Genomic DNA, 25,248 nt, shown 5'->3' on the forward strand with positions numbered 1-25,248 from the left:
TATGGGTTTCACTTGGCAATGGGATTACATGTTCGAGGTGCTCCCGCGGCTGCTGGGCGCCACGGGCAACACGCTTCTGGCCGCGATCGGCGGATACGCCATCGCCGTGGTCATCGGCCTCGTCTTCGCCCTGGGACAGCGCACGCCCTTCTGGCTCGTCAACCGGATCGTCCGTGAATGCGTCGAATTCATCCGCTCGACGCCGCTGCTCCTGCAGATCTTCTTCGTCTTCTTCGTCGGGCCGCAGTTCGGCATCTTCCTGTCGCCGTGGGTGGCGGGGCTGCTCGCCATCGGCGTGCATTACGGCTCCTACCTCTCCGAGGTCTACCGTGCCGGTCTCGAAAGCGTGCCGAAGGGCCAGTGGGAAGCCGCCAAGGCGCTCAACCTCAGCACATGGCGCACCTACACGCGGATCATCATTCCGCAATCGCTGCCGCCTTCGGTGCCGGCCATGGGCAACTACCTCGTGTCGATCTTCAAGGATACGCCCATGCTCTCGGCCATCGGCGTGCCCGAACTGGTTCTTCGCGCCACCGAGGTCGGCTCCGAGGTCTACCGGTTCCTTGAACCCTTCACCCTTGTCGGCATCATCTTCCTGGTGATCTCTCTGGTCGCCGCCGCCGGGGTCCGCAAATTCGAGCAGAAGGTCCGCCGCGCGATGGGCCTTAGTCAATAGAGGAACACATGACCGATACACTCACCGACAAGCAGAAATTCCCGCTCAAGCTGAGTGAACCCTGCCCGATGGTGCGCATGGCAGGCGTTCGCAAATGCTATGGCGATCTTGTCGTGCTCGACGATCTCGACCTCGACATCGCGGCCAACGAAACCGTCTCGATCATCGGGCCCTCCGGCTCGGGCAAGACGACGGTGTTGCGCGTCCTGATGACGCTCGAGGAAATCAACGGCGGCGTCGTCTATGTCGACGGAGAGCCGCTCACCCACATGGACAAGAACGGCCAACTCGTCCCCGCCAGCACCAAGCACCAGCGCAAGCAGCGCTCGAACATCGGCATGGTGTTCCAGCACTTCAACCTCTTTCCCCACATGTCCGCGCTGGAAAACTGCATGGAGGCGCCCGTGCAGGTGCTGGGCCTGTCCAAGGCCGAAGCCAAGGACCGCGCCGAAGGCCTGCTCGACATGGTCGGCCTCGCCGACAAGATGGGCGAACACCCGCTCCGCCTTTCGGGCGGCCAACAACAGCGCGTCGCCATCGCCCGCGCGCTTGCCATGCGCCCCAAGGTCATGCTCTTCGACGAGGTCACCTCCGCCCTCGACCCCGAGGTGATCGGCGAGGTGCTCTCGGTCATCCGCAAGCTCTCGGAAGAGTTCAGCCTGACCATGGTCATGGTCACCCACCAGATGGGCTTCGCACGGGAAATTTCCGACAGGGTCTGCTTCTTCGACAACGGCAGCATCGCCGAAATGGGCGAGCCCGAGCAGATATTCACCGAACCCCAGAACCCCCGCACCCAGCAATTCCTCTCCGCGGTGCTCGAGGCCGGCTGAGCCGCCCCATTCACCGGGCAAAGAAAAACCGGGCAGGTCGCTCACCTCTGCCCGGTTTCCCGCACGCGCCGGCCGAAACCGGCCCGGGCGTTGTCCTACAGTTCAAGCACCAGCTTGCCGACGTGCTTCTTCTTCAGGAAATCCTCCTGCGCCTGCGCGATATCGGTCAGCTTGTAGGTCCCCGAGATCACCGGCTTGATTTCGCCCTTCTCGATATAGCTCACGAGGTTCTTGAACACCTCCGGCTCGAACGCCGTGCAGCCGAACAGCGACAGGTCCTTGAAATACATCGTCCGCAGGTCGAGCGTGACCACCGGCCCGGCAATCGCCCCCGACGTCGCATACCGCCCGCGCGAGCGCATCACCGTCAGCAGGTGCGGCCATTCCTCGCCGCCCACCAGGTCGATCACCACGTCGACACTGTTGATCCCCAGCGTCTCGACAAGGTCGGCGTCGCGGTCCACGGTCCGGCTGGCGCCGATCGCCTTCACCTTGTCGGCCTTGTCGTCGCGCACCACGCCGATCACCTCGGCGCCCCGCCGCGCGGCCAGCTGCACCGCGGCCGAGCCCACGCCGCCCGACGCGCCCGTCACCAGCACCACGTCGCCCGCCGACACACCGGCCCGGCTGACAAGGTTCTCCGCCGTCGAATAGGAGCACGGGAACGAGGCCAGTTCGACATTGCTCAGATCGCTCTCGACCTTGTGCGCGTTCTCGGTTGGCGCCACCGTGTACTCGGCAAACGCCCCGTCGCATTCAGCCCCGAAATACTTCACCGGGTTCCGGAACAGCGGTTCCACGATCACCCGATCACCGATCCGGCTTTCGTCCACGCCTTCCCCCACGGCGACGATCTCGCCACAGGCATCCGCGCCCTGGATCCGCGGGAAATACACCCCGCCGCCTTCCCAGACGCCCTCGGCCAGCTGCTGGTTCTCTTCTTCGCTGTCCTCGTCCTGCGCGTACCACGCCAGCCGCACGTTGATTTCCGTGTTGTTGACGCCCGCCGCCAGCACCTTGATCAGCACCTCGCCCTTGCCGATCTCGGGCACGGGCACGTCCTTGTATTGCAGCTTGTCGTAATCCCCCTGTCCGGTCAGGACCATGGCTTTCATCGTCTCGGGAATATCGGTCATATGTCTCGTACCCTCCTTGGGAGTTTGAATGTGTCACCTGCCGCCCGCCGGGCGACCCGGTCTCGTCACGAACCGGGCAGGCCCGCCGCCGCCGTCAGACGCGACAGGGCGACCCCGTTCCTCTCTTCCAGAAGCCGGATCGCCTGAAGGCACCCGACATTTTCGCCGTAACTCTCGCGCGCCTCGTTGAAGACCCGCCCGCTCAGCTCGGTGGCCGGCAGCTCCAGACCCATCTTGCCCGCCAGCTCCAGCGTCAGCCGGATATCCTTGCATGCCAGAGACATCACGAAATCCGACGCGTAATCGCCCGACATGATCTTTCCGCCATCGGTCTGCGCCACGAAACTGTCGGCATAGCTCGACTTGATCGCCTCCAGCGCATGCCCGGTATCGATCCCGTACTTGGTGGCAAAGATCATCCCCTCGCCAAGCGCCACCGCGTTCACGAAAGCCACGAAATTTGTCACCAGCTTGATGACCGTGCCGCTGCCAAGCGCGCCGAAGTGAAACACCTCCGCCGCCATCGCGTCCAGCACCGGCCGCACCGTCTCGAACGCCGCCTCCGGCCCCCCGGCAAAGACCGTGATCTTGCCCGCATGGGCGTTCAGAACCCCTCCCGTCACCGGCACGTCCAGCGTCTCGGCGCCTTTCTCGGCCATCAGCGCGGCAAGCGTCCGGATCACCTCGATCTCGTTGGTGGTCAGGTCGACCCAGACGGCACCCGCCCCGATCCCTTCCAGCACACCGCCCTCACCGGCAATCACCTCTTCCACCTGCGCCGGGCCGGGCAGGGAGGTCAGAACCACCTCCGCCCCCTGTGCCGCCTCCGCCGGGCTCTCGGCCCACTCGGCCCCCAGCGCGATCAGCGCATCGGCCCGCGACCGGTCGATATCGAAGACACGCAGCGCATGCCCGGCCTTCAGCAGGTTGGTCGCCATGGGCGTTCCCATCGTGCCCAGGCCGATAAACCCAAGTCTCATCAAGCAGCTCCCTGTTATCTTGTCGTCAACCGGCCGCCACGCCGCCATCGACGGGAAGGATCACCCCGTTCACATGCCTTGCCGCGCCCGAGACAAGGAAACCGATCGTATGCGCGATATCCTCCGGCGTGGCGACCCGCCCGCTGGGGCTCTGGCTGGCCCATCTCTCCAGCATCACGTCCTTCGCGATACCCTGCCGAAGCCCGAGATCCTCCAGCATCGGCGTATCCACCGAGCCGGGGCACACACAATTGACGGTGATCCCTTCCTTGGCATGCTCCAGCGCCATCGCCTTGGTCATCATCACCATCGCGCCCTTGCTGGCACAATAGGCGGCAAGGTAAGGCGCCCCGTCGAACCCGTAGGTCGAGGCGACATTGACGATCGACCCGGCATGCCCGGCCTCGTGAAACTGCCGCACGGCGGCACGCGACAGGTAATAGGCGGAATCGCAGTTGATCGCGAAATGCCGCCGCCAGAAATCGTCGCTCGTCTCGGTCGTCGGGCAGCGTTCGCAGATGCCCGCGTTGTTCACCAGCGCATCCAGCCGCCCGAACCGCTCGACCGCCGCCGCCACCAGCCTGTCGGCCACCGTCGGATCTTCCAGGTCGGCACTCTCGAAATGCACCTTCTCCTGGCCCAGCTCACCGATCAGCGCCTCGGCCGCCGCCGCGTTGCGCCCGCAGATCACCACCTGCCAGCCCTGCGAAACAAGAACCCGCGCCGTTGCGGCGCCGATGCCCGAGGTGCCCCCAGTGACCAAAGCGACAGATGACATGTGACCGGACCTCCACGTAAAAAAACCGGGCGATCATCGATCGCCCGGGTCCAGGGACGGAGAATTCAGAAATTCGGCTGCGGGCCTTCGATCTTGTGACGGATGACCTGCTCGTTGGTCAGAACCGCGTAATTGTCACAGCACTCTTCCAGCTCGTTGGTCGGGTCCACGACGAAACGGAAAAAGCTCACGTTGACCGTCTTGCCGGCCTCACGCACCGCCGTGATGGCCGGTTCCAGGTCGGGCCGCCGGCTGATCACCAGCGCGGTGTCGAACTTGTCGGCATAGGCATCCGCCATCATCTTCGCCGACAACCGCGTATCGACACCCCGGTCGACGAAAACCTGCGCCTTCTGTTCGGTCCGGCCGATATGCACGGTCAGCCCCTGGTCCTCGTAGCGGGCCATCAGCTTCTCGTCGTTCTTGCGCCGGTTGGGGTATTGCACCTCCGATGACAGGTTCATGAAATAGTGGATTTCGCCCACCTCACCGTCACCGGCCAGCTCCTCGACCAGCGCCTTGAGGTTCATCCGCATGGACATGCCCTGGCCCCGCACACCATCCTGGAAGAAGGCGCCGTCGATATATGCGTTAACTTTGCTCATCATATGCTCCGTATCTCGTCGCCAGGGCGTCAGTGTTTCTTGAAGAAATCAACGACCGCGTTGCAGGTCGGGCTGTCCGGGTGGCCCATCTCGAAGATGTAGGTCGAGTGATCCTCGTCCGGGATGATCACCAGGCTGCCGTCGAGCTTCTTCGCCTTCCACGCCTCCAGGAACTCTTCCGCCTGTCGGTGAAACTCGGTCGACTCCTCCTCGGCCACCATCAACTGAATGGGCGGCGCGCTGTCGGGAATATGCAGGATCGCGCTCTGCGTCTGCACCGACTCGCCGTTCAACTGCACGAACCCGTTGAGATAGGAATGTTGAATCACCCGCATGTCGAAGATCCCGCTCAGCGGCACCACCGCCTTCAGCACATCCGCCGGCAGGCCGTGCTGCACCCAGTCGGTCACCGCCATCATCCCGGCCTGCTGCCCGCCGGCCGAATGGCCCGCAAGATAGATCCGGTCGCGGTCGCCATTGATCTCGTCGGCATGCTCATAGGCCCAGGCCACGGCGGCCCGGTTCGCCTGCGTGATATCCGGAATACGGCCCTTGGGGCACAGCGTGTAATCGCTCACGATAACCGTATAGCCATGCTGCACAAAACCGTAGGCGGTATAGCTCCAATGCTTCCGCGTGGTCTTCAGCCACCAGCCGCCATGCACGAAAATCAATATCGGCGCCTTCGGATTGGGGTTCGGGAAGACGTCGATCCGTTCCTCTTCCCGTGCGCCCACCCGGATATCCTCGATGCAGTTCATCGCGTCGCGGGTCTTCATGCTCTGCGTCAGGCAGAACTCGAAATACGGCATCATGTCCGCATAGCTGCGCGTCAGGTCCAGCTCGGCGCCGATCTCTTCGGGGTTGTTGAACGGAACACCGGGCAACATCGGCGGCTGCGGCACGGCCGCGGCCTGCCCCGGCAGGTTTACTTCGATCGAGTTCTTCGTTGACATGAATGCGTCCCCAGAATGGAAAAACCGACGCGCTGCGTGACGCGCACGCGCCTTCGTTACAAGGGCCGGCGGGAATGCTGTCCTGGCCCGTGGTGAGTGTGTCCTGTTCAGGCGGTCAACCGCCTCGCGCTCCCTGATGCGGCATGACGAAAGGGTGACGAACCGCCAGGTTCACCCCCCGATACGACGTACCGCACCGTTAGCGTATCATCGCCCCCGCTTCGGGCAATTGAAAATAAACGCATTTTAATTCGAGTTTTTTCAATACCGGCGATGGCGCCCGCCACCGCCCGGCGTGACCGCCCCTACATCTTGCTGCAGGCCAGGATCGCCGACTTGATATCCTTCGGCGTCAGCTTCGGCACCCGCTCCTTCAGCGACTTCTCCGAATACATCAGGTAGGCCTTCCGCTCCAGCGCCGGCTCCCCGTCGATCGGATACAGCGGCCTTGAGATCAGCCCCGCATTCAGAAGCCGCTGCGGAATCACCGTCGAGCCTCCGAACTCCTCGATGATCTTCAGCGCGATCCACTGGTCCGAGGCCGAAACCTTCGGCGTCTCGTCGATCTCGCCCCAGCGCATTTCCGACTGCCGGGTGATGCTCGCGCCCCAGTCGACCTCGACGAATTCCGGGTCCCACGGCATCGTCTCGCGCCGCCGGGTCGAGACCGTCACGATCGGGTCGTCGAACAGCGGTTCGATCGAAAACCCGCTGCGCGACTGCACCTCGTGCACCACGCAAAAGTCGAGCCAACCCGAGAAAAGCCTGTCCACAAGGAACTCGTTCGTCCCGCTTTCACAGCGCAACGCCACGTCCGGCCGGTTGTGCCGCATGTCGCTCGCCCACCGCAGCATGATGTCCTGCCACAGGCTCGATTCGGCCCCCATCGACAACAGCCCGGCAAAGCCCGAGGCCAGCGACATCTGCTTCCGCGTCATCTGCCAGATCCGCACCAGGTCTTCCGCGTGCCGCTGAAACCGCACCCCGTCGGCGGTCAGGGATATGCCGCTGCGGTTCCGGTTCAGCACCCGACGCCGAAGGATATCCTCCAGCGTCTTGATCCTGACGGTGACGGTCGAGTGGGTCACGTTCAGCCGGTCCGCCGCACGCGACATACTGCCGGTCGACACCACTTCGAGGAAGGTTCTCGCGAGTTCGATATTCATGAATTGGGGCCCTACAAGTCTCTGTTCGCTGGAGGTTTTCGGGGCAACGCGCGGTGCCCGGCACCGCCTGTTCGCGTTGCGTGTCGGCCGTCCGGGCTGGACATCCCCTCGGGCCATGATTTGATTTTGTAAACATATAATATGAAATAATTTTATTGAGTGCAATAAACTTGCATGCGAGCCTCAAGCCAATGGTTACTTCCCCGTACATCAATTCTGTTTAAGGAGGCCTCTATGAAAGTGGGAATGGAAATGGGGGGCTACTGGCCCAGCCATGACAGGCATATCGACAATCTCGTGCCTGAAATGATCGAGATGGCAAAGCTGGCCGAAGAGGTCGGTCTCGACGAAATCGCCATCGGCGAACATCACTTCATGGATTACGGCGCCACGCCCTCTCCGCTGGCTTTCGCCGCCTATATCGGCGCGATCACCACGCGCGTGCGGCTGATGCTCTCGGTCCTGCTGCTGCCGGTCCACAAGATGCCGATCCTCGCCGGCGAAGTCGCCTTCGTCGACCAGGCGATCGGCGGCCGGCTCGACCTCGGCGTCGGCCGCGGCGGCGGCCCCTACGAGTTCGAGCGTCTCGCCATGACCACCAATATCGACGAGATGCGCGAGATCTTCGACGAAAAGCTCGAGCTCCTGCACAAGCTCTTCGAAGAGAAGGACGTGCATTTCGACGGCAAGTACGAAAGCTGCACCAAGACCAACATCATGCCGCCGCCGCGCCAGCGGCCGCACCCGCCGATGTGGCTCTCCTGCATGCGCCCCGAGGCAGCCTACCACGTCGCCCGCAAGGGCTACAACGTCGCCACCACCAGCTCGCGCAAGCCGCTGGCCTGGTCCGAGGGCATGCTCAAGGCCTTCCGCGACGGGGTTGCGGAATCCTCCGGCCGCCAGGGTCCGCAGAAGATCTCGAACCTGCAATGGGCCTATGTCGCCAAGGATGACGACGACAAGCGCGAAAAGCAGGCGATGGGCTATCACAAGCAGCGCCAGTTCCAGGGCCTGCTGATGAACACCTGCCAGGCCCCCGGCGGCATCGTCGAGGGGGTCGATATCGACGAGACCCCCGAACAGGTGGCCGACGGCCTGATGATCGGCACCATCAACGAGGTCAAGGAGAAGATGCTCGAGGTCAAGGAGCTCGGCTTCGACATGCTCGTGCTGAAGACGAACATCGGTCCCAACATCGACGACGAGAAAGCCGGCCTCGAACGCTTCGCCGAGCACATCCTGCCGGAACTGCGCGACGAAGAGGAGAAGGCTGCGCTCGAGACGGCTTGAGTTCAATATTCTTGACTTAACGGACAAGAAAATTCGATTGAGGGCAATGATAGCCGCGCTTAGCATCGAAGTTGCTCGAGATCGGATTTGTCCCAAGTCCGCGCTCGAAAACAATTGGCGACCCAGCGAACACGCACCGGGGGCATAGGAAAAACCGCAACACTCACGCGGATGCCCCCGGGGCGCGCTTCGACAGAAAACAGAAAATGAAAACAGGGGGAAACATGGCTAACAAGATCGATCGCCGGCAAATGCTGCTCGGAACGGCAGCGCTCGGAACAACACCGTTGTGGATGTCCAACCTCGCCTTCGCCCAAAGCGGCGACACGCTCTACATGCGTATGCTCGAGGAAATGAAGGCCTTCGACCCGCCGTTTTCGGTGGGCGAGTCCGATACCTGGGTGATCAAGACCGTCCATTCGGGCTTGATCGACAACAAGACCGGCAATGAATGGGATTGGGAGCTTCTGCTCGCCGAATCCATCGAACAGACCGACGAGACGACCGTCACCTTCAAGCTCAGGGAAGGGCTGCAATGGTCGAACGGCTATGGCGAGGTCACGGCCGAGGACGTCAAGTATTCCTACGAGCGCTACCGCGACGAAGATCTCGCGGCGCCCAACGCGGTGTCCTGGGCACCGCTCGACCATGTCGAGGTGACCGGCACCTATACCGGCATCATCCACCTGAAAGAATCCTTTTCCGGCCTCTTCAGCTATCTTCTGCCGCGGGATCCCGGCTCGATCATCTGCAAGAAGGCCTGGGAAGAAGCGGGCGGCGCACCCGGGCTCGAAGTGCCCGCCGGCCACGGCCCCTACCAGATCGTCGAATACCGCCCCGGCGACCGCATCATCTTCGAACCGAGCCCCGTCTGGAGCGGCGAAGAGCCCGCGTTCAAGCGCGTCGAGATGCTGCCCATCACCGACACCAAGGCGGCCGAGAACGCCGTGCTTTCCGGGGATCTCGACTGGGCCATCGTCTCGATCAGCGCGGTGCCGTCGATGCAGGAAGGCCTGCCCGACAACCTCGCCCTCGACATCCGCTCGACGCCGAACTTCATCTGGATCGGCTCGAACATGAATAACCCCGATCTAGCCGACGAGCGGGTGCGGAAGGCCATTCACATGGCCATCGACCGCGAAACCGTGCTCGAAGGCGCCTATTTCGGGGTGATGGAGCCCTCCTACGGCGTCGCCGCCAAAGGGGCGCCCGGCTACATGGACAGCCCGCCCGTCGAACGTGACGTCGAGGGGCCAAGGCGCTTCTGGAAGAAGCCGGCGCCACCGGCCTCAGCCTGCGCCTCGACGTGCCGGCAGAGCCCGACAAGGTCACCGCCGCCCAGATCGTGCAGGCCAACCTCGCCGAGGTCGGAATCAACGTCTCGATCAACCAGCACGAGGCCGGCGCCTTCTGGGGCCTGCCCGAAACGCTGGGCCAGGACCTGCAGCTCTTCTTCACCGAGTGGACGCTGGTGCCCCCCGACATGAACTGGGTCACCCAGTGGTGGCTGCCGGAACAGGCGGGCGTCTGGAACTGGCAATATCTCCAGGACGAAGAGATGGAGCGCCTGCACTACGCCTCCGCCGCCGAGATCGACCCCGAGAAACGTGGCGAACTGCTCAAGCAGCTGCAGACCGTCGTCGACGAGTCCTACACCTGCTTCATGCTCGGCCACCTGCCGCGCCCGGTGCTCTACGACAAGACAAAGGTCGTCCCGGCCATGCTTCCGAACGCCGAACCGCGCACGGAAAAGTTCAAGAAAGCATGACACGGCCCCGCTCTTGACAGGGTCGCGCCGCCATCCGTCCGAACCGGGGTGTCCCGGGCCGTATCCCGGCCCGGGCCTCCGGTCCGGCACCGGCCGGCGCGCCCGCTCTCGCCCTGTCCCGCTGATCCGTCTCAAATGGTTTAGGCAATGTTGGCATTCCTGATCCGGCGAACCTTCGTCGCGGCGATCATAATATTCTGCGCGATCACGCTACTCGTGATCATGATCAACTCCGTTCCGGGCGATCCGGCCAGTATCCTTCTCGGGCCCCGCGCCACCCCCGAGATGAAGGAGGTGCTGCGCCGCGAGATGGGGCTCGACGCCTCGATCCCGCAGCAGGTGGTGATCTTCATCTGGAACGTCTTCCAGGGCGATCTCGGCACAGACGTCTTCTCGAAACGCCCCGTGCTCGACGTCGTCATGGATCAGCTTCCCTACACGCTCATCCTGATTTCCGTCTCGATGGCCGGCGCGGCCCTCATCGGCATCCCGCTCGGCTGCTACTCGGCCCTCCACCGCGGAAGCTGGCTCGACAACATCGTTGGCATCCTCTCGGTCAGCGCCATCACCATCCCCGCCTTCGTCATCGCCATCTACTCGGTGCTGATCTTCTCGATCTCGCTCAAGTGGCTGCCCGCCATCGGTGTGGGCGAGCGCGGCGACTTCTTCGATCAGGCCACGCACCTCATCCTGCCGGCCGTCTCCATCGGGCTGAACTGGGTCGGGTATCTCTCCCGCTTCGTCCGCTCCTCGATGCTCGAGGTGCTGGGCGAACAGCATATCCGCACCGCCCGCGCCCACGGCCTGTCGGAAACCAAGGTCGTCTTCCAATACGCCCTGCCGCTCGCCGTACTGCCCACCATCACCATCATCGGCATCGGCATCGGCTACCTGCTCTCGGCGGCGGTCCTGACCGAGATCGTCTTCGCCCGACCCGGCGTCGGCAAGCTGCTCTACGATTCCGTCACCCAGCGCAATTTCCCGGTGGTCATGGGCACCGTCCTGATCACCACGATCCTCTTCGTCGTCACCATGACGCTCGCCGATCTGGTCAACGGCATCATCGACCCCCGCGCAAGGGACCAGGCCTAGACATGGACACCCACGCCACCAGCCCCAGCCCCGTCCGCCGCGCCACCGCCGGCACCCTCACCATCCTCCGCAGGCTCATGCGCACGCCGATGGGCGCGGCCGGGCTCGTCATCGTCGCGGTCGTTCTCTTCGCCGGCATCTTCGGCGACCTGATCGCGCCGCATGACCCCATCGCCCTCAACATCCGCGAACGGCTCACCTCGCCCAGCCTCACCCATATCCTCGGCACCGACCAGCTCGGGCGTGACAACTTCTCCCGCATGCTGAACGGCACGCAGGTCGCGCTCACCGTCGCCTTCATCTCGATCTCGCTGTCACTCGTCACCGGCGTCATCGTCGGGCTTGCGGCGGGCTACGGGCCGCGCTGGCTCGACCAGATCCTGATCGTGCTCTTCGACACCGTGCGCTCCTTCCCGACGCTGATGTTCGGCATCGCCATCGTCGCGCTCATCGGGCCCAGCCTCGAGACGATCATCACCGTGATCGTCATCACCACCTTCCCGATCTACGCCCGCGTCGTGCGCACCCAGACCATCGCCATCAAGAACAACGAATTTTTCCTCGCCGAGCGTTCCATCGGCGTGGGCTCGCTGCGCATCGTCTTCACCCACGTCCTGCCCAACATCCTGGGCCAGCTCCTGATCCTCGCCAGCATGGACGTCCCCGTCGTCATCACCATCGAATCCGGGCTCAGCTTCCTCGGCCTCGGCATCCGACCGCCCGAGGCAAGCTGGGGCACCATGCTGGCCGACGGCTACGCCTATATCCGCAACTCGCCCTGGCCGGTGATCGCCGGCGGCGGGCCCCTCATCATCGCCACCATCGGCTTCACCTTCCTCGGCGAGGCGATGCGCGACATCCTCGACCCCAAGACAAGGACCAATTCCCAATGACCGCTGAAGCAAGCGGATTGCAGGTGCGCGGCCTGACCGTCGATTACCGCTCCGAAGGTGGCCGCATCCATGCCCTGCGCAATGTCGATATCGAGGTGCCCGCCGGCTCGATCGTCGGCGTCGTCGGCGAAAGCGGCTGCGGCAAATCCTCGGTCATCAGCTCGATCATCCGCCAACTGCCCGAAAACGCCGATGTCACCGGCGGCACCATCGGCTTCGGCGGGAACAACCTGCTCGACCTGTCGAAACCCGAGATGCGCCGCATCATGGGCGACCGCATCTCGGTGGTCTTCCAGAATCCGATGACCAGCCTCAACCCGATCCGCTCGATCGGCAAGCAGATGATCGACATCCAGTACCGCTCCGGCCGCTCCAAGGCCGAAAAGCGCAAGGTCGCCATCGACATGCTCAACCGCGTCGGCGTGACCGACCCCGAGGCCCGGCTCGACCAGTATTCCTACCAGTTCTCCGGCGGCATGTGCCAGCGCATCGCCATCGCCATGGCGCTGATGGCCGAACCCAGCCTGCTCATCGCCGACGAACCCACCACCGCGCTCGACGCCACGCTCGAGGTCCAGATCGTCGACCTTCTCAAGAACATGCAGCAGGAGCTCGGCTGCTCCATCCTCTTCGTCTCGCACCACTTGGGCGTCATCGCCGAGCTCTGCGACCATGTCGTCGTGCTCTACGCGGGCGAGGTGGTCGAACAGGGCGCCGTGCGCGACATCTTCCACCGCCCGGCGCACCCCTACACCCGCCGCCTGATGGAATGTGAACCCGGCATGATCGAAACCGTCACCCGCCGCCTGCCCAGCATCGCGGGCGAGGTGCCGGGCCTCGTCAACCTGCCCAAGGGCTGCATCTTCGCCGACCGCTGCACCGAACGCTTCGCCCGCTGCGAGGCCGAGCACCCGGAACTTCAGCAGATCAGCGACAGCCACCGCGTCGCCTGCCACCTCGCAGACGAGAACGGGGGCCGCCCATGAGCACACTTCTCGAAGTCCGCGACCTTCAGGTCGAGTTCCAGATCGGCACCCGCCTCGGCAGGCTCACCGGCGCCGGCGCGCCCAGCCGCATCGCCGCGGTCGCGGGCGTCGACCTCGACCTCGAAGAGGGGCAGACCTACGCGCTGGTCGGCGAAAGCGGCTCCGGCAAATCCACGCTCGCCCGCGCCATCAACGGCCTCGTCGAGGCCGAACCGGGCAGCAGCATCCGCTTCGGCGGCGAGCAGCTGGTCGGCCTGTCGCATGCCGGTTTCCAGAAACACCGCCGCCGCATGGCGATGATGTTCCAGGACCCGATCGGCAGCCTCAGCCCCCGCCTTTCCGTCCGCTCGCTCCTGACCGAACCCTTCAAGGCCCACGGTCTGACCGACCGCGACCTCAACGCCGAGTGCGACAGGCTCCTGCAGATGGTGGGCCTGCCCACCGCCTTCGCCGACCGCTACCCGCACCAGCTCAGCGGCGGGCAGGCCCGGCGCGTCGGCGTTGCCCGCGCCCTCGCGGTCGATCCGAAACTCATCATCGCCGACGAGCCCACCGCCGGGCTCGACGTCTCTGTCCAGGGCGAGGTGCTCAACCTCCTCGACGAGTTCCAGCAGCGCCTCGGCCTGACGATCCTGATCATCACCCACAACCTGCACGTGGTCCGCCACGTCTCGCACCGCACCGCGATCATGTATCTCGGCCGCTTCGTCGAAGAGGGCCCCACTGAAGACATCTTCAGCGACCCCCGCCACCCCTACACCAAGTCGCTCCTCTCGGCCGCGCCGAAGCCCGACCCCGACGCCCGGCACAACCGCGTCGAGCTCAAGGGCGAGGTGCCCAGCCTCAAGAACCGGCCCTCGGGCTGCGAATTCCATCCCCGCTGCCCCTTCGCACAGGAAGACTGCAAGACCATCGCCCCCGACTACACGGTCGAGCCCGGCGGCCACCGCTACACGTGCCTGCACCCTCTCGCCTGAGGGCGGGGCACAGACCCAATAGAAACCGATGACCCAAAGACCGGCCCCGGCCGGCCCCCGCCCCCGGAACAGGACAGGAGACGCGCGATGACCAAGACCAGAACCACCGACTACCTCGTCATCGGCGCAGGCTCCGCAGGCTCGGCCGTCGCCGCCCGCTTGGCCGAGGACGAAAACACCACCGTCACCCTGCTCGAGGCCGGCCCCACCGACCGCCACCCCTACATCATGATGCCCGCCGCCATGGGCTACAATCTCGTCTCCGACCGCCGCAACTGGTTCTACCGCACCCAGCCGGAACCCCATCTCGACAACCGCACCGTGATGCAGGCGCGGGGCAGGGTGCTCGGCGGCTCCTCCTCGATCAACGGCATGAACTGGGTCCGCGGCAACCCGCTCGACTACGACGAATGGGCGAACATGGGCCTGAAAAGCTGGGGCTACGAGTCCGTCCTGCCCTATTTCAAACGCGCCGAAACCTTCGACCGCGGCGGCAACGACTACCGCGGCGACAGCGGCCCCATGCGCGTCCAGTCCTGCGCCGGCAAGAACCCCCTTTACGAGACCTTCCTCGAAGCCGGGCAGGAAATGGGCCTGCCCTATCTCGACGACCACAACGCCTACCGCCAGGAAGGCGTCTTCCACGGCCAGCGCAACGTCCATGACGGCATCCGCTGGAACACCTACCAGGGCTTCGTCCGCTCGCAGGCCGCCAAGCCCAACCTCACCGTCGAGAAGAACGCCCGCGTCCTCAAGATCGAAACCTCCAACAAGCGCGTCGTCCGCATCCAGGCGAAAATCGACGGCATCCGCCAGACCTTCGAGGTCGAGAAGGAAACCATCCTCTGCGCCGGCGCCCTCAACTCGCCCCAGCTGCTCAACCTCTCCGGCATCGGCCATGCCGACGATCTCAAGGCCGCCGACATTCCGCTCACCCACCACCTTCCCGGCGTCGGCCGCAACCTTCAGGATCACCTCTCGATCGACATCCAGTACCACACCACCAAGAACGTCTCGATCGCCCATGATCTCAACCTGCTCGGTCAGGCCAAGGCCGGCCTGCAATGGCTCCTCTTCAAGAAGGGCATCGGCGTGTCGAACTTCTTCGAGGTGGGCGCCTTCATCCGCACCCGCGAGTCCGAGAAGATCGCCAACATGCAGGTCGAATTCATCCCCATGATGGCCGAATTCACCGACGACAACTTCGCCGCCCTCCCGGGCTTCCAGGGCTACCTCACCCTTCAGCGCCCCGGCTCCCGCGGCCGCGTCTGGGTTGATAGCGCCGACCCGATGGCGTCACCGAAATTCCGCTTCAACTACTACGAAGACCCCGACGACCTCGAACAGGCGCTCGAAATGGTGAAGACCATGCGCACCCTCATCAAGCAATCCGCCTGGGACGAGCTGCGCGGCGCCGAGGTCATGCCGGGGCCGGATGTCCAGACCGACGACGAAATCCGCGCCTGGCTGCGCACCATCACCGCCACCAACTACCACCCCTGCGGCACCTGCCGGATGGGGCATGACGACGATGCGGTGGTCGATGAAGAGGGCCGGGTTCACGGTCTCGAGGCGCTGCGCGTCGTCGACGCCTCGATCATGCCCAAGATCGTGACGGGCAACCTCAACTGCCCGACCATCATGATGGCGGAGAAGATCTCCGACAGCATCCGGGGCCGCGCCCCCCTCCCGCCCGAGCCGCAGCCCTATTACACCGCCCACTGAGGGGGCGGTGCGCATGGCTGCCTCACTCCTTGACGTGGGCCTTGATCACGCCTTTCGACAGGTCCGAATAGCCGTATTTCTCGACCGCCTTCAGCATGTCGTGAAACTTGCCCTTCCACACCGGGTCATCCGCATGCGCCGACAGCCCGACAACCTTCTCCGCGTCGATCCAGTAATGCCCCGGCTCCTCCGCGGGCTCCGCCATGCCGGCAAAGCCCTCGTTCTCCATCGGGTCCGCCGGCCCGTGCTCGGCAATCTGGATGTCGAACGCCCGAAAGTTTTCCGCGTCCTCGAGAGTCAGGGATTGGCTCTGACCGCAAAGAAGTATCATGCTTTGTCACCTGTTCGTTTCACCGGTTCAGAATACCACCTGACCCCGCCGCGCACCACAGCACAAAGCCGAAATATCTCAATTACTTGCCTCCAATTTTGCTGGGCCCGCCGATTGCCCGAGAAACCGGCTCCCGGCTCTGCTATCCTGACCGGGGCAGGGCGCCCCGAACCCCGCGTCAGAAGGGCCACGACATGACCGTCACCTTGAACCACACCATCATCCACGCCAGCGATCCGGCCGCCACGGCCGACTACTACACCGAGATCCTCGGCCTGCCGCCGTCCTTCCGCTATGGCCCGTTCATCGTCGTGCAGGTCGGCGAAACCTCCCTCGACTTATCCGCCGCCGAGGGCGACATCGCCTCGCGCCACTTCGCCTTCCTCGTCTCCGAACCCGAATTCGACGAAATCTTCGCCCGCATCACAGGCCGTGGCATCGACCATTGGGCCGACCCCTACCGCCGCCAGCCCGACAAGATCAACACCCGCGACGGCGGCCGCGGGGTCTACTTCCCCGACCCCGATGGCCACCTCCTCGAAATCCTCACCCGACCCTATGGAAGCGGAAGCGCATGACACCCGAAGATTACGCAAAGCTCGACGCCGTCGAAATCGGCACGATGGTCCGCGAGGGCCGCACCAATTGGCAGGCCGTCGCCGAGGCCGCCAGCCACGCCATCGACGCCCTCAACCCCACGCTCAACTTCATGGTCATCGACGACCGCCCCCGCGCGCTGGCCACCGGCCCCGAAGGCCCCGCCACCTCGCCCATCCACGGCGCGCCTTTCCTGCTGAAAGACGCCAACCAGCAGACGGCGCACATGCCCACCACCTACAGCTGCGCCTTCTTCGACGGCGCCGAACCCACCGAGGACGGCACCCTCGTCCGCCGCTGGCGCGACGCCGGGCTCGTCATCCTCGGCAAGACCAACACGCCCGAGTTCGCCGCCGACTCCACCACCGAGCCCACCTTCCGCGGCCCCACCCGCAACCCGTGGAACACCTCCATCACCGTCGGCGGGTCTTCCGGCGGGGCAGGGGCGGCGGTCGCTTCCGGCGCCGTGCCCATCGCCCACGGCACCGATCTCGGCGGCTCGATCCGCATCCCCGCCGCCTGCTGCGGTACCTTCGGCCTGAAACCAAGCGCCGGCCTCAACCCGCTCGGCCCCTCCATCGAGAACATCGCCCTCGGCCTCAACTCCGACCATGTCCTCAGCCGCACCGTCCGCGACAGCGCCGCCGCCCTCGACGCGGGCTGCGGCCCCGAACCCGGCCAACGCTACCCGGTCCGCCCCTCCGTCGCCTCCTACCTCGCCGCACTCGAGGAAGAACCCGGCCCGCTCCGCATCGGTATGGCGCTCGAAGAACCCAATGCCGGCGCCGTCGACCCCGAAATGGCCGCCGCCACCGAACGCATGGCCCGCCTGCTCGAAGACATGGGCCACACCATCGCGCCCTTCACCTTCCCGGCCATCGCCGCCGACACCGACTGGTACGACCTTCTTTGGTTCTTCGACGTCTCCACCGAAATCCGCGCCCGCACCCACCAACTCGGCCGCGCCCCCCGGCCCGACGAGCTCGAAGCCATGACCCGCCACATCCTCGACCGCACGTCGACCTGCACCGGGCAGGAGCTCTACGACGCCCAACGCGCCCTCCACGCCCACGCCGTCATGCTCGACCGCGCGCAGGAGGGGTTCGACCTCATCCTCACCCCCGCGCTCGGCTCCGACCCGGTGCCCATCGGCCTGCTCGACAGCCGCACCGAGGCCTTCAACTACGACCAGTGGATGACCGACACCCTGCGCATGGTCCCCTTCGCGATCCAGTTCAACATAACCGGCCAACCGGCCGCCTCGCTCCCGGTCGAAATCTCGAAGGCGGGCCTGCCCCTCGGCATCCAGCTCGCCGCCCCGAAAGGCCGCGACGACCTGCTCCTGTCGCTCGCCCACCGGATCGAGGCCCGCACCGGATGGCGTGACAGCCACCCGCCGCACTGGGCCGGAACGCTCTGAGCCTCCGCCGCAAGGGTAAAGATATCGCCACCCCCACCGCCCGGCCCGTTAAAGGGCCGAATGGCGGTGCGGGGCACCGACGCAATACCGACAAAATACCGACGTTATACCGACGTCGCAAAACGCCGAAATTTCGCTTGTTAACCAGATATTTGACCCATGATTCGGGCCAAACTCAGATCGTCACGCAAATCTTCCCGAAATGCCGTGCCTCGAGCTGGTATTCGAACGCCTCCGCCAGCTCCGCCAGGTCGAAACTCCGGTCGATCACCGGCTTCAACCCGGTCGCGTTCAGCGCCGCCACGAACTCCCGCTGATGCTGCGGCGAGCCCACCAGAAGCCCCTGCACCCGCACCTGCCTGACCAGCACGGCGGCCAGCATGAAATCCCCGGTAAACCCGCTCATCACGCCGATCACGGCCACATGCCCGCCCGGCTTCGCGGCCTGCACAGACTGGTTGATCGACCCGATCCCGCCGGTCTCGACCACGTGATCCGCACCAAGCCCGCCGGTCAATTCGCGCACCTTCACGCCCCATTCCGGCGTGGTCTTGTAGTTGATCACCTCGTCCGCCCCCAGCGCCCTCAGCTTCTCCAGCTTGGCATCCGAAGACGACAGCGAAATCACCCGGGCCCCCAGCGCCTTGGCCAGCTGCACGGCATAGACGGCCACCCCGCCCGTGCCCAGAGTCACCACCGTCTGACCGGCCTTCAGCCCGCCATCCACCACCAGCGCCCGCCACGCCGTCAGCCCGGCGGTGGTGATCGTCGCGGCCTCCTCGTGGCTCCAGCCCTCGGGGCTTTTCGTGAACCAGCTTGCCGGCAGCGTCACCTCGCTCCGCGCGAACCCGTCGATCCCGTCACCGGGCGTCTCGGCGTTGTTGCTCGGCAAATCGGCGGCATTGGTCCAGGTCGGAAAGAAGCACGACACCACGCTGTCGCCCACGGCGAAACCCTCCACCCCCTCGCCGACCTCAAGCACCTCGCCCGCGCCATCGGCCATCGGGATGCGCCCGTCGGCCGCCCGGCCCTCGATCGCACAGACCATGTAATCATGGTAGTTGAGCGAGCTCGCATGCACCCGCACGCGAATGTCTCCCGGCCCCGGCGTCGCCGCGGCAGGTTCGGTTTCGGACAGGGCAAGGTTTTTGAGACCGCCCGGGGCGGTCACACGAAGCAGGCGTGATGTCATCGGATATTCGCGTCTTTCAGGTTGGGTCGGTTGGCCTTGTCGGCGCGCGGCGCATACCCGTCGCGGTGCCGGTCTCCGAGCGAGAGCCAAAGCTCGGCAAGCTCTTCGAGGGCGTCGCCCGGCGTCGGGTCGAACGCCGCGCAGGCGGTGCTGGGATCGTCTTTCATGTCGCGCGTCCTGACTGTATGTCGGTCTCTTTCGTCCACGGGGCCGCGCCGGGCCCGTGAACCTCCCCTCATGCGTAACGGCCCGCGCTTCGGATGGGGATTCAAAATTCTTCAGCGATGGTTTCACGTCCTGATCATCCACAGGCGCCGTGACAGGCACTTTTGGGATCTTAACGGAATTTTAAATTCGTTTCAGTAGGTTGCGCTCTGCCAGGGGCTCTCCGCCTGTCCGGCCGCCGCGCGCTGGCTTCACGTTTTCGAACCGAAGGCCGAAGAATTCTCAACCCCGGGTGCCTCATTGTCGGGCATTCCCGCACGGGGCCAACCGCACCCATTCCCCGCGGTTCAAGATATCCGAACGTAACGACGAAAATATTCGTTTGTCGTTAACCTTTCCGCATGCAACCTTTTTCCCGCCCGCCGCATCCACCGCGGGCCCGGCGGCCAACAGGCGGCCCAGAACAATCACCGAAAGACCGGACCACAGGAAGGCTGCACGCAATGGCGAAATACAAGCTCATCGTTCTGATCAACGCGATCGAAGGCCGCGAGGACGAATTCAACGACTGGTTCACCAACCAGCACATGCATGACGGCCTCAAGGTCCCCGGCATGAAGACCGCGCAGCGTTTCGAACTGACCGATGACCAATGGCCCGAAGCCTCCCGCCAGTGGCGCTACATGACCCTCTACGACGTCGAAACCGACGACATCGCCGGCGTCATCGCCGAACTGCGCCGCCGCGGCGGCACGGAAGAGATGCCCAGCACCGACACGATCCAGCCGCCGGTCTACATCCACGTCTACGAGCCGATCACCGAAATGGTGGAATCGTCCGAATAACGCCGGATTTCAACATCTTGGTCCACAAACCCTGACCGGCCCCAAGGGGCCCGTCAGCCCAGCTTGTCGAACCGGTAGGTCAGCGCCGGGCCACCGGGCTGCGCATAGGCCAGCTCGGCCGTCACCATCGCGAAGGGCTCGACGAACCGCGCCGTGCGCAGCGGCCCCGCCTCCAGCGGATCAAAGCCCACATCCCGGACCAGCCCGCCCGCAACCTCCTTCGCCCCGGCATCGTCGCCATAGGTCAGCACCTGCGGCCGCGGGCTGTCCTCCCGCCGCTCGAACACCGGCAGAAACGCCTCCGACGGCACCGTGTTGAAGCACGACACCCACCGCGTGTCCGGCCGCATGTTGGCCAGCTCCTCGGCGCCCGAGGTGGTCGTCCCGACAACCAGGTCGGTGTTGCTGTCATCCAGCGGAACACAGCAGTTCAGAACGATCTGCCCGGCCATGTCACCGGCCCGGTCGAGCACATCGGCCACATTCGACCAATGCACCGACAGCAGCACCGCATCGGCCCCCTGCACGGCATCCGCAACCGAGCCATGCGCCGCCCCGGCCTCCTGCGAAAGCCGCGCCAGCTTCGCATCGCTCCGCGAATACGAGAACGTCACATCATGCCCGCACCGGGCCCAGAGCAGGCCGAGTTTCGAGCCCATCAACCCCGATCCGAGAATTCCGATCTTCATCCTGCACCTCTCAAAACAACAAGGGCGGCGGGGTCGCCCCCGCCGCCGCTGATCTTACTGCGAACGGTCCTCGAAGACATCCTTCGCGACCGGCATCGCCGAGAACACCTTGGGCCACCCGGCATAGAACGCCAGGTGCGACAGCATCGCGCCGGCTTCCTCCTGCGTCATGCCGTTATCCATCGCTCGGTTGAGGTGGAAGGTCATCTGTTCCGGCTGCCCGGCCGCGATCAGCGCCGCCACCGTCACAAGGCTCCGGTCCCGCGGCTCCAGCGCCGGGCGCAGCCACAGGTCGAGGAACAGCATCTGCTCGGTGTTGTCCACCACGCCCTGGCTGACGTTGCCATAGGTGCTCGACACGAAGTCCTGCCGGCTCGCCTCGGCCTCTTCGTCAAGCGGCAGCAGCTCGGCATCGACGGCGGGCAGGTCGTCCTCGCTCACACCCCGCTCCTCGAAGACCGGCGCGGCGGCCTCGGCGGCGGCGGTCGCATTGCCCCAGCCGGTGTAGAAGGCCAGATGCGTGATCGTCTCGGAAATCTCGGCCGGCGTCACACCGGCATCCAGCGCCAGCGCCACGTGCTCGCCAAGGTTGCCCGTCTCGTGCCGCGTCATCAGCGCGGCGAAGGTGACAAGCGCCCGGTCGCGCATCGACAGCTCTTCCCCGGTCCACACCGTGCCGAACAGTCCATCATTGGAATAGGCTTCAAGCGCGGGGGAAACTTTGCCGACCGCATCGGGCAGGGTGGCGGCCATGTCCTGCGCGGCGGCAGAGGTCGTCATCAGCGCAAGCGCCGAGGCGGTAAGATAGGTCTTCATCGGGATCTCCTTGGAGTGAGTGTCGGTTACCCCCCTGATATGGACGCAACGTCCGGTCACTTAATGACCGGGACACTCAATCCACTCATGATCGATCCTCATGAATGCTCAGCGCCGCTCGCGCAGCGCGTCCAGCACCACCCCGAACGCCGAAGAGGGCCTCTGCCGACTGGGGTAATACAGGTGAAACCCGGGGAAGTAGGGAGACCACTCATCCAGACAGATCCGCAACTCGCCAGTGTCGAGATGCGGCTGCGCCAGCCTCTCGGGGATCAGCGCCAGCCCGTGCCCGTCGATCGCCGCGCGCATCACCGGGTTGACGGTGTTGAAAATCGCCTGTCCCTGAACCTTGACGCGGATCTCGTTGCCGTGCTCGTCCTCGAACTCCCAGGCGTAAAGCGCGCCATGGGTCGAGAGCCGCAGGTTGATGCACTTATGTTCTGTTAACTCTTGGGGAACTTGCGGCGTCCCGGCCTCGTCGAAATAGGCCGGGGCACCGATGCAAACCATGCGCTCGTCCGGCCCGATCCGCATCGAGATCATCCCGTCGCTGACCTGGTCGCCATAGCGCACGCCCGCATCGCATTGCGCCTCGGCAAGATCGGTGTAGCCATAGTCCATCACGAACTCGACCTTCACCGCCGGGTACTGTTTCAGCACCGGGGAAAGCTTGGGCCAGAGCAGCGACTCGATGGCATATTCCACGCCCACGATCCGCACCGTCCCCGACGGCTCGTCGCAGCTGTCGTTCAGCGCCTGAAGCCGCGCCTCGATGGTTTCGAAACAGGGGTTGAGCGTCGCCAGAAGGTCTTCGCCTTCAAGCGTCGGCGCCACCGACCGGGTCGTTCGCGTCAGCAATCGCAGCCCGAGCCTTTGTTCCAAGCCCTTGATTGTATGGCTTAAAGCGGATTGCGACACGTTCAGCCGGGCCGCGGCGCGGGTAAAGCTGCGCTCTTCGGCGACGGCCGCCAGCGCGATAAGGTCGTTGATATTCTCTCGGAGCATGAGGCCAGCCCTGATCTGCCGTTCCAGGATCATCTTGGGTTTGCCTCTCGATATATGGGCCCGGCTCATGTGTCGATGGATTGTGCATCACGATGTCGTCAGGTGCCGGGCGGGGCGCGGCCCGCCGGGGCGGGCCACGCAGCATGGCTCATTCGGCGCCATATTCCTCGTCGGTGACATGCTCGCCCCAGACGACGTTCTCGCCGTTTTCCAGCTGCTGGATGGCGATATGCGTCACGGCCGTGCTGTCGGTCGCCCCGTGCCAATGCTCGACATCCGGCGGGCACCAGACCACGTCGCCGGTCTGCATCACGTGCTTCTCCTCGCCGCGTTCCTGCACCCAGCCGGTGCCCGAGGTCACGACCAGCATCTGGCCGGCGGGGTGGGTATGCCAGGCCGAACGGGCGCCGGGCAGGAAGGTCACCTGGCCTGCGTTGACGGCGAACGGGTCATTGGCCGGAAAGACCGGTTCGATATAGGCGGTGCCGGTGAAAAGGTCTTCACTGCCGATCGTCCCTTCACGGTCTTCCGCCTTGGTGATTTCCATGGATTGCGCGAAGGCCGCCGGGGCGGCCAGCGCGAAGGCCAGAGCGGGTGCGAGAATTCGTTTCATGTCAGGTCGTCTCCTTGGTTGATAGAGGCGGCCATGTGGCCAGCGGCAGGGCGTGCTTCGCCTTGCCTGCGACATCACGTAAGGGCAGCACCCGGCCGTATCATGGGGGCATGTCAGGATGCGTCCATGAGCCCGGCTCATCAATCCGAGCGCTGACAGGGCCGACGGGATTGATGAGCCACTTTCATGACAGGTAGTATTCAACGGCCGGTTATCCTTCGCCGGAAGACCACTTATCTGGGCTGTAACCGCAGAGGAGAGCACGCGCATGACCAGACAAGCACCCCTGGCACGGGCACTGGCCGCGGCGCTTCTTCTTCTCGGCCCGGCCACCGCCGGAACCGCAACCGAACCAGGGAACGACACAGCCATGACCAGCATCCGCGTGATCGTCGGAGACGAAACAATGCAGGCCACGCTCGACACCACGACCGCGGCGCAGGACTTCGCCGCGATGCTGCCACTCGAGCTGACCCTGACCGACTATCACGGCATCGAGAAGGTCGCCGACCTGCCGCGTACGCTCGACACCTCCGATGCGCCGGACAGCTACAAGCCCGAGACCGGTGACATCACCGTCTTCGCGCCGTGGGGCAATCTGGCGATCTTCTACAAGCCGTTCGCGAACTCCCGCGGCCTTGTCCGGCTGGGGCAGTTCGACGGCCCGATCGACGCGCTGGTTCAGGACGGTGGCATCCCTGTCCGCATCGAAGCGGCCGACTAACGACAATCGAAAACGCGGCCCGACCTGCCGTGCCGCCCGCAAGGGCCGCGCGCCGAGGTCCCGCTGCCACACGAAGGAGAAGACCATGATACTGAACGAAACCTACACCCTGCCCAATGACGTCAAGATCCCCAAGCTGGGCCTTGGCACCTGGATGATCGACGACAGCGACGTCGCCGAGGCGGTCAAAAAGGCCGTCGAACTCGGCTACCGCCACATCGACACCGCGCAGGCCTATGAAAACGAGCGTGGCGTCGGCGAAGGTGTCCGCAACTGCGGCGTCTCGCGCGACCAGCTCTTCGTGACCACCAAGCTCGACGCCGGCATCAAGAGCTACGAGGAGGCCAAGAAAGCCATCGACGGCTCGCTCGAAACCATGGGGCTGGATTACATCGACATGATGATCATCCACAGCCCGCAGCCGTGGGACGATTTCGGCAGCGACAACCGCCATTTCGAAGGCAATATCGAAGCCTGGCGCGCCCTTGAAGAGGCCTACGAGGCCGGCAAACTGCGCGCCATCGGCGTGTCGAACTTCCAGAAGGAAGACCTCGACAACCTGCTCGAGAATTCCAAGGTGAAGCCGATGCTCGACCAGGTCCTCGCGCATGTCAGTAACACCCCGTTCGAACTGATCGACTACATCAAGGAAAACGGCATGATCGCGGAAGCCTATTCGCCCGTCGGTCACGGCAAGATCCTCGACAATGCCGAGATCGCCGACATGGCCACGAAATACGGCGTCAGCGTTCCCCAGCTCTGCATCCGCTACACGCTGCAACTGGGCCTGCTGCCACTGCCGAAAACCGGCAACCCGGACCACATGCGCAGCAACGCCGATGTCGATTTCGAGATTTCCGAGGCCGACATGGAAACGCTCAAGAACGCCGAGCCGATCAAGGATTACGGCGACGCGAGCGTCTTCCCGGTCTACAGCGGCGCCGCATAAGGCGGCCCGAGTTTATCGACAGAATGCCCTGCCAGCAGCAG

At 64.6% G+C, this 25,248-nt stretch carries 27 protein-coding genes and 1 pseudogene; 15 read left to right on the forward strand and 13 right to left on the reverse strand.

What is annotated here, in order from left to right:
* Position 1: 1 nt before the first annotated feature.
* Positions 2 to 676 carry an ectoine/hydroxyectoine ABC transporter permease subunit EhuD gene (gene ehuD / locus RIdsm_RS05580; protein WP_057821069.1) on the forward strand — a complete coding sequence of 225 codons (675 nt, stop codon included), beginning with the start codon at positions 2 to 4 and terminating at the stop codon, positions 674 to 676.
* Positions 677 to 684: 8 nt separating this feature from the next.
* On the forward strand, positions 685 to 1,509 hold the full coding sequence (ehuA, locus tag RIdsm_RS05585) for an ectoine/hydroxyectoine ABC transporter ATP-binding protein EhuA (protein ID WP_057821071.1): 825 nt from the start codon (positions 685 to 687) through the stop codon (positions 1,507 to 1,509).
* A 95-nt stretch (positions 1,510 to 1,604) separates the two neighbouring features.
* Here ehuA and RIdsm_RS05590 read toward each other — a convergent pair whose 3' ends face one another.
* The 6 genes from RIdsm_RS05590 to RIdsm_RS05615 form a co-directional block, all read right to left on the reverse strand.
* A complete protein-coding gene (locus RIdsm_RS05590; RefSeq protein WP_057821073.1) occupies positions 1,605 to 2,645 on the reverse strand; it encodes an alcohol dehydrogenase family protein in 1,041 nt (346 codons plus the stop codon).
* 65 nt (positions 2,646 to 2,710) lie between these two features.
* Complete coding sequence (locus RIdsm_RS05595) at positions 2,711 to 3,625, reverse strand: NAD(P)-dependent oxidoreductase (protein ID WP_074940346.1); 915 nt, start codon at positions 3,623 to 3,625, stop codon at positions 2,711 to 2,713.
* Positions 3,626 to 3,650: 25 nt separating this feature from the next.
* Positions 3,651 to 4,403, reverse strand: coding sequence for an SDR family NAD(P)-dependent oxidoreductase (locus tag RIdsm_RS05600; RefSeq protein ID WP_074940321.1), 753 nt, complete (start codon positions 4,401 to 4,403; stop codon positions 3,651 to 3,653).
* Between the two features lie 65 nt (positions 4,404 to 4,468).
* Positions 4,469 to 5,008: an NYN domain-containing protein gene (locus RIdsm_RS05605; RefSeq protein WP_160325904.1), complete on the reverse strand. Its 540-nt coding sequence runs from the start codon at positions 5,006 to 5,008 to the stop codon at positions 4,469 to 4,471.
* Positions 5,009 to 5,037: 29 nt separating this feature from the next.
* A complete protein-coding gene (locus tag RIdsm_RS05610; RefSeq protein WP_057821079.1) occupies positions 5,038 to 5,964 on the reverse strand; it encodes an alpha/beta hydrolase in 927 nt (308 codons plus the stop codon).
* Between the two features lie 305 nt (positions 5,965 to 6,269).
* On the reverse strand, positions 6,270 to 7,130 hold the full coding sequence (locus RIdsm_RS05615; RefSeq protein ID WP_057821082.1) for a LysR family transcriptional regulator: 861 nt from the start codon (positions 7,128 to 7,130) through the stop codon (positions 6,270 to 6,272).
* 234 nt (positions 7,131 to 7,364) lie between these two features.
* On the opposite strand from RIdsm_RS05615, the gene RIdsm_RS05620 reads away from it, so the two are divergent.
* From RIdsm_RS05620 to RIdsm_RS05655, 8 genes and pseudogenes are all read left to right on the forward strand, one after another.
* A complete protein-coding gene (locus RIdsm_RS05620) occupies positions 7,365 to 8,420 on the forward strand; it encodes an LLM class flavin-dependent oxidoreductase (protein WP_160325905.1) in 1,056 nt (351 codons plus the stop codon).
* 353 nt (positions 8,421 to 8,773) lie between these two features.
* Positions 8,774 to 9,876, forward strand: a pseudogene (locus tag RIdsm_RS05625) (ABC transporter substrate-binding protein); the annotation flags it as partial.
* A gap of 27 nt (positions 9,877 to 9,903) precedes the next feature.
* A complete protein-coding gene (locus RIdsm_RS30035) occupies positions 9,904 to 10,188 on the forward strand; it encodes a hypothetical protein (protein ID WP_191908991.1) in 285 nt (94 codons plus the stop codon).
* A gap of 147 nt (positions 10,189 to 10,335) precedes the next feature.
* On the forward strand, positions 10,336 to 11,280 hold the full coding sequence (locus RIdsm_RS05635; RefSeq protein ID WP_057821088.1) for an ABC transporter permease: 945 nt from the start codon (positions 10,336 to 10,338) through the stop codon (positions 11,278 to 11,280).
* A 2-nt stretch (positions 11,281 to 11,282) separates the two neighbouring features.
* Positions 11,283 to 12,173, forward strand: coding sequence for an ABC transporter permease (locus RIdsm_RS05640; RefSeq protein ID WP_057821090.1), 891 nt, complete (start codon positions 11,283 to 11,285; stop codon positions 12,171 to 12,173).
* Complete coding sequence (locus RIdsm_RS05645) at positions 12,170 to 13,159, forward strand: ABC transporter ATP-binding protein (protein ID WP_057821092.1); 990 nt, start codon at positions 12,170 to 12,172, stop codon at positions 13,157 to 13,159. The genes RIdsm_RS05640 and RIdsm_RS05645 overlap by 4 nt, the downstream gene beginning before the upstream one ends.
* Positions 13,156 to 14,136: an ABC transporter ATP-binding protein gene (locus RIdsm_RS05650; RefSeq protein ID WP_082647555.1), complete on the forward strand. Its 981-nt coding sequence runs from the start codon at positions 13,156 to 13,158 to the stop codon at positions 14,134 to 14,136. The genes RIdsm_RS05645 and RIdsm_RS05650 overlap by 4 nt, the downstream gene beginning before the upstream one ends.
* An 87-nt stretch (positions 14,137 to 14,223) precedes the next feature.
* Positions 14,224 to 15,861: a choline dehydrogenase gene (locus tag RIdsm_RS05655; protein WP_057821094.1), complete on the forward strand. Its 1,638-nt coding sequence runs from the start codon at positions 14,224 to 14,226 to the stop codon at positions 15,859 to 15,861.
* A 22-nt stretch (positions 15,862 to 15,883) separates the two neighbouring features.
* Here the strand turns inward: RIdsm_RS05655 and RIdsm_RS05660 are convergent, their stop codons facing one another.
* Entirely contained in the window at positions 15,884 to 16,192 is a 309-nt protein-coding gene (locus RIdsm_RS05660; protein ID WP_057821096.1) for a hypothetical protein, read from the reverse strand.
* Between the two features lie 194 nt (positions 16,193 to 16,386).
* On the opposite strand from RIdsm_RS05660, the gene RIdsm_RS05665 reads away from it, so the two are divergent.
* Positions 16,387 to 16,770 carry a VOC family protein gene (locus tag RIdsm_RS05665; protein WP_057821097.1) on the forward strand — a complete coding sequence of 128 codons (384 nt, stop codon included), beginning with the start codon at positions 16,387 to 16,389 and terminating at the stop codon, positions 16,768 to 16,770.
* Positions 16,767 to 18,209: an amidase gene (locus RIdsm_RS05670; protein WP_057821100.1), complete on the forward strand. Its 1,443-nt coding sequence runs from the start codon at positions 16,767 to 16,769 to the stop codon at positions 18,207 to 18,209. Before RIdsm_RS05665 ends, RIdsm_RS05670 begins: the two co-directional genes overlap by 4 nt.
* 175 nt (positions 18,210 to 18,384) lie before the next feature.
* Here the strand turns inward: RIdsm_RS05670 and RIdsm_RS05675 are convergent, their stop codons facing one another.
* Entirely contained in the window at positions 18,385 to 19,401 is a 1,017-nt protein-coding gene (locus RIdsm_RS05675) for a zinc-dependent alcohol dehydrogenase family protein (RefSeq protein WP_057821102.1), read from the reverse strand.
* Positions 19,398 to 19,568, reverse strand: a complete 171-nt coding sequence (locus tag RIdsm_RS30040; RefSeq protein WP_160325906.1) for a hypothetical protein — start codon at positions 19,566 to 19,568, stop codon at positions 19,398 to 19,400. The genes RIdsm_RS05675 and RIdsm_RS30040 overlap by 4 nt, the downstream gene beginning before the upstream one ends.
* 501 nt (positions 19,569 to 20,069) lie before the next feature.
* On the opposite strand from RIdsm_RS30040, the gene RIdsm_RS05680 reads away from it, so the two are divergent.
* The gene (locus RIdsm_RS05680; RefSeq protein WP_057821104.1) at positions 20,070 to 20,411 is read left to right on the forward strand and encodes a DUF4286 family protein; all 342 of its coding nucleotides are present in this window, start codon (positions 20,070 to 20,072) and stop codon (positions 20,409 to 20,411) included.
* Positions 20,412 to 20,464: 53 nt separating this feature from the next.
* Here RIdsm_RS05680 and RIdsm_RS05685 read toward each other — a convergent pair whose 3' ends face one another.
* The 4 genes from RIdsm_RS05685 to RIdsm_RS05700 form a co-directional block, all read right to left on the reverse strand.
* Positions 20,465 to 21,100 carry an NADPH-dependent F420 reductase gene (locus tag RIdsm_RS05685; protein WP_057821105.1) on the reverse strand — a complete coding sequence of 212 codons (636 nt, stop codon included), beginning with the start codon at positions 21,098 to 21,100 and terminating at the stop codon, positions 20,465 to 20,467.
* A 54-nt stretch (positions 21,101 to 21,154) separates the two neighbouring features.
* Entirely contained in the window at positions 21,155 to 21,916 is a 762-nt protein-coding gene (locus RIdsm_RS05690) for a carboxymuconolactone decarboxylase family protein (protein WP_057821107.1), read from the reverse strand.
* A gap of 108 nt (positions 21,917 to 22,024) precedes the next feature.
* Complete coding sequence (locus RIdsm_RS05695) at positions 22,025 to 22,954, reverse strand: LysR family transcriptional regulator (protein ID WP_236553398.1); 930 nt, start codon at positions 22,952 to 22,954, stop codon at positions 22,025 to 22,027.
* Between the two features lie 115 nt (positions 22,955 to 23,069).
* Complete coding sequence (locus RIdsm_RS05700; protein ID WP_057821109.1) at positions 23,070 to 23,534, reverse strand: (R)-mandelonitrile lyase; 465 nt, start codon at positions 23,532 to 23,534, stop codon at positions 23,070 to 23,072.
* A 268-nt stretch (positions 23,535 to 23,802) separates the two neighbouring features.
* Between RIdsm_RS05700 and RIdsm_RS05705 the strand changes: the two genes are divergently transcribed.
* Together RIdsm_RS05705 and RIdsm_RS05710 are read left to right on the forward strand one after the other, a co-directional pair.
* Positions 23,803 to 24,258: a cyclophilin-like fold protein gene (locus tag RIdsm_RS05705; protein WP_074940324.1), complete on the forward strand. Its 456-nt coding sequence runs from the start codon at positions 23,803 to 23,805 to the stop codon at positions 24,256 to 24,258.
* An 85-nt stretch (positions 24,259 to 24,343) separates the two neighbouring features.
* Positions 24,344 to 25,207, forward strand: coding sequence for an aldo/keto reductase (locus tag RIdsm_RS05710; RefSeq protein ID WP_057821115.1), 864 nt, complete (start codon positions 24,344 to 24,346; stop codon positions 25,205 to 25,207).
* Positions 25,208 to 25,248 lie beyond the last annotated feature (41 nt).

It is taken from the genome of Roseovarius indicus, from assembly GCF_008728195.1.
GTDB lineage: Bacteria > Pseudomonadota > Alphaproteobacteria > Rhodobacterales > Rhodobacteraceae > Roseovarius > Roseovarius indicus.

Excerpts from the sequence above, each read along its gene's own strand:
- ehuD (WP_057821069.1), top strand. The coding sequence starts at position 2 with ATGGGTTTCACTTGGCAATGGGATTACATGTTCGAGGTGCTCCCGCGG.
- ehuA (WP_057821071.1), top strand. The coding sequence starts at position 685 with ATGACCGATACACTCACCGACAAGCAGAAATTCCCGCTCAAGCTGAGT.
- RIdsm_RS05590 (WP_057821073.1), bottom strand. The coding sequence starts at position 2,645 with ATGACCGATATTCCCGAGACGATGAAAGCCATGGTCCTGACCGGACAG.
- RIdsm_RS05595 (WP_074940346.1), bottom strand. The coding sequence starts at position 3,625 with ATGAGACTTGGGTTTATCGGCCTGGGCACGATGGGAACGCCCATGGCG.
- RIdsm_RS05600 (WP_074940321.1), bottom strand. The coding sequence starts at position 4,403 with ATGTCATCTGTCGCTTTGGTCACTGGGGGCACCTCGGGCATCGGCGCC.
- RIdsm_RS05605 (WP_160325904.1), bottom strand. The coding sequence starts at position 5,008 with ATGAGCAAAGTTAACGCATATATCGACGGCGCCTTCTTCCAGGATGGT.
- RIdsm_RS05610 (WP_057821079.1), bottom strand. The coding sequence starts at position 5,964 with ATGTCAACGAAGAACTCGATCGAAGTAAACCTGCCGGGGCAGGCCGCG.
- RIdsm_RS05615 (WP_057821082.1), bottom strand. The coding sequence starts at position 7,130 with ATGAATATCGAACTCGCGAGAACCTTCCTCGAAGTGGTGTCGACCGGC.
- RIdsm_RS05620 (WP_160325905.1), top strand. The coding sequence starts at position 7,365 with ATGAAAGTGGGAATGGAAATGGGGGGCTACTGGCCCAGCCATGACAGG.
- RIdsm_RS30035 (WP_191908991.1), top strand. The coding sequence starts at position 9,904 with ATGAACTGGGTCACCCAGTGGTGGCTGCCGGAACAGGCGGGCGTCTGG.
- RIdsm_RS05635 (WP_057821088.1), top strand. The coding sequence starts at position 10,336 with ATGTTGGCATTCCTGATCCGGCGAACCTTCGTCGCGGCGATCATAATA.
- RIdsm_RS05640 (WP_057821090.1), top strand. The coding sequence starts at position 11,283 with ATGGACACCCACGCCACCAGCCCCAGCCCCGTCCGCCGCGCCACCGCC.
- RIdsm_RS05645 (WP_057821092.1), top strand. The coding sequence starts at position 12,170 with ATGACCGCTGAAGCAAGCGGATTGCAGGTGCGCGGCCTGACCGTCGAT.
- RIdsm_RS05650 (WP_082647555.1), top strand. The coding sequence starts at position 13,156 with ATGAGCACACTTCTCGAAGTCCGCGACCTTCAGGTCGAGTTCCAGATC.
- RIdsm_RS05655 (WP_057821094.1), top strand. The coding sequence starts at position 14,224 with ATGACCAAGACCAGAACCACCGACTACCTCGTCATCGGCGCAGGCTCC.
- RIdsm_RS05660 (WP_057821096.1), bottom strand. The coding sequence starts at position 16,192 with ATGATACTTCTTTGCGGTCAGAGCCAATCCCTGACTCTCGAGGACGCG.
- RIdsm_RS05665 (WP_057821097.1), top strand. The coding sequence starts at position 16,387 with ATGACCGTCACCTTGAACCACACCATCATCCACGCCAGCGATCCGGCC.
- RIdsm_RS05670 (WP_057821100.1), top strand. The coding sequence starts at position 16,767 with ATGACACCCGAAGATTACGCAAAGCTCGACGCCGTCGAAATCGGCACG.
- RIdsm_RS05675 (WP_057821102.1), bottom strand. The coding sequence starts at position 19,401 with ATGACATCACGCCTGCTTCGTGTGACCGCCCCGGGCGGTCTCAAAAAC.
- RIdsm_RS30040 (WP_160325906.1), bottom strand. The coding sequence starts at position 19,568 with ATGAAAGACGATCCCAGCACCGCCTGCGCGGCGTTCGACCCGACGCCG.
- RIdsm_RS05680 (WP_057821104.1), top strand. The coding sequence starts at position 20,070 with ATGGCGAAATACAAGCTCATCGTTCTGATCAACGCGATCGAAGGCCGC.
- RIdsm_RS05685 (WP_057821105.1), bottom strand. The coding sequence starts at position 21,100 with ATGAAGATCGGAATTCTCGGATCGGGGTTGATGGGCTCGAAACTCGGC.
- RIdsm_RS05690 (WP_057821107.1), bottom strand. The coding sequence starts at position 21,916 with ATGAAGACCTATCTTACCGCCTCGGCGCTTGCGCTGATGACGACCTCT.
- RIdsm_RS05695 (WP_236553398.1), bottom strand. The coding sequence starts at position 22,954 with ATGATCCTGGAACGGCAGATCAGGGCTGGCCTCATGCTCCGAGAGAAT.
- RIdsm_RS05700 (WP_057821109.1), bottom strand. The coding sequence starts at position 23,534 with ATGAAACGAATTCTCGCACCCGCTCTGGCCTTCGCGCTGGCCGCCCCG.
- RIdsm_RS05705 (WP_074940324.1), top strand. The coding sequence starts at position 23,803 with ATGACCAGACAAGCACCCCTGGCACGGGCACTGGCCGCGGCGCTTCTT.
- RIdsm_RS05710 (WP_057821115.1), top strand. The coding sequence starts at position 24,344 with ATGATACTGAACGAAACCTACACCCTGCCCAATGACGTCAAGATCCCC.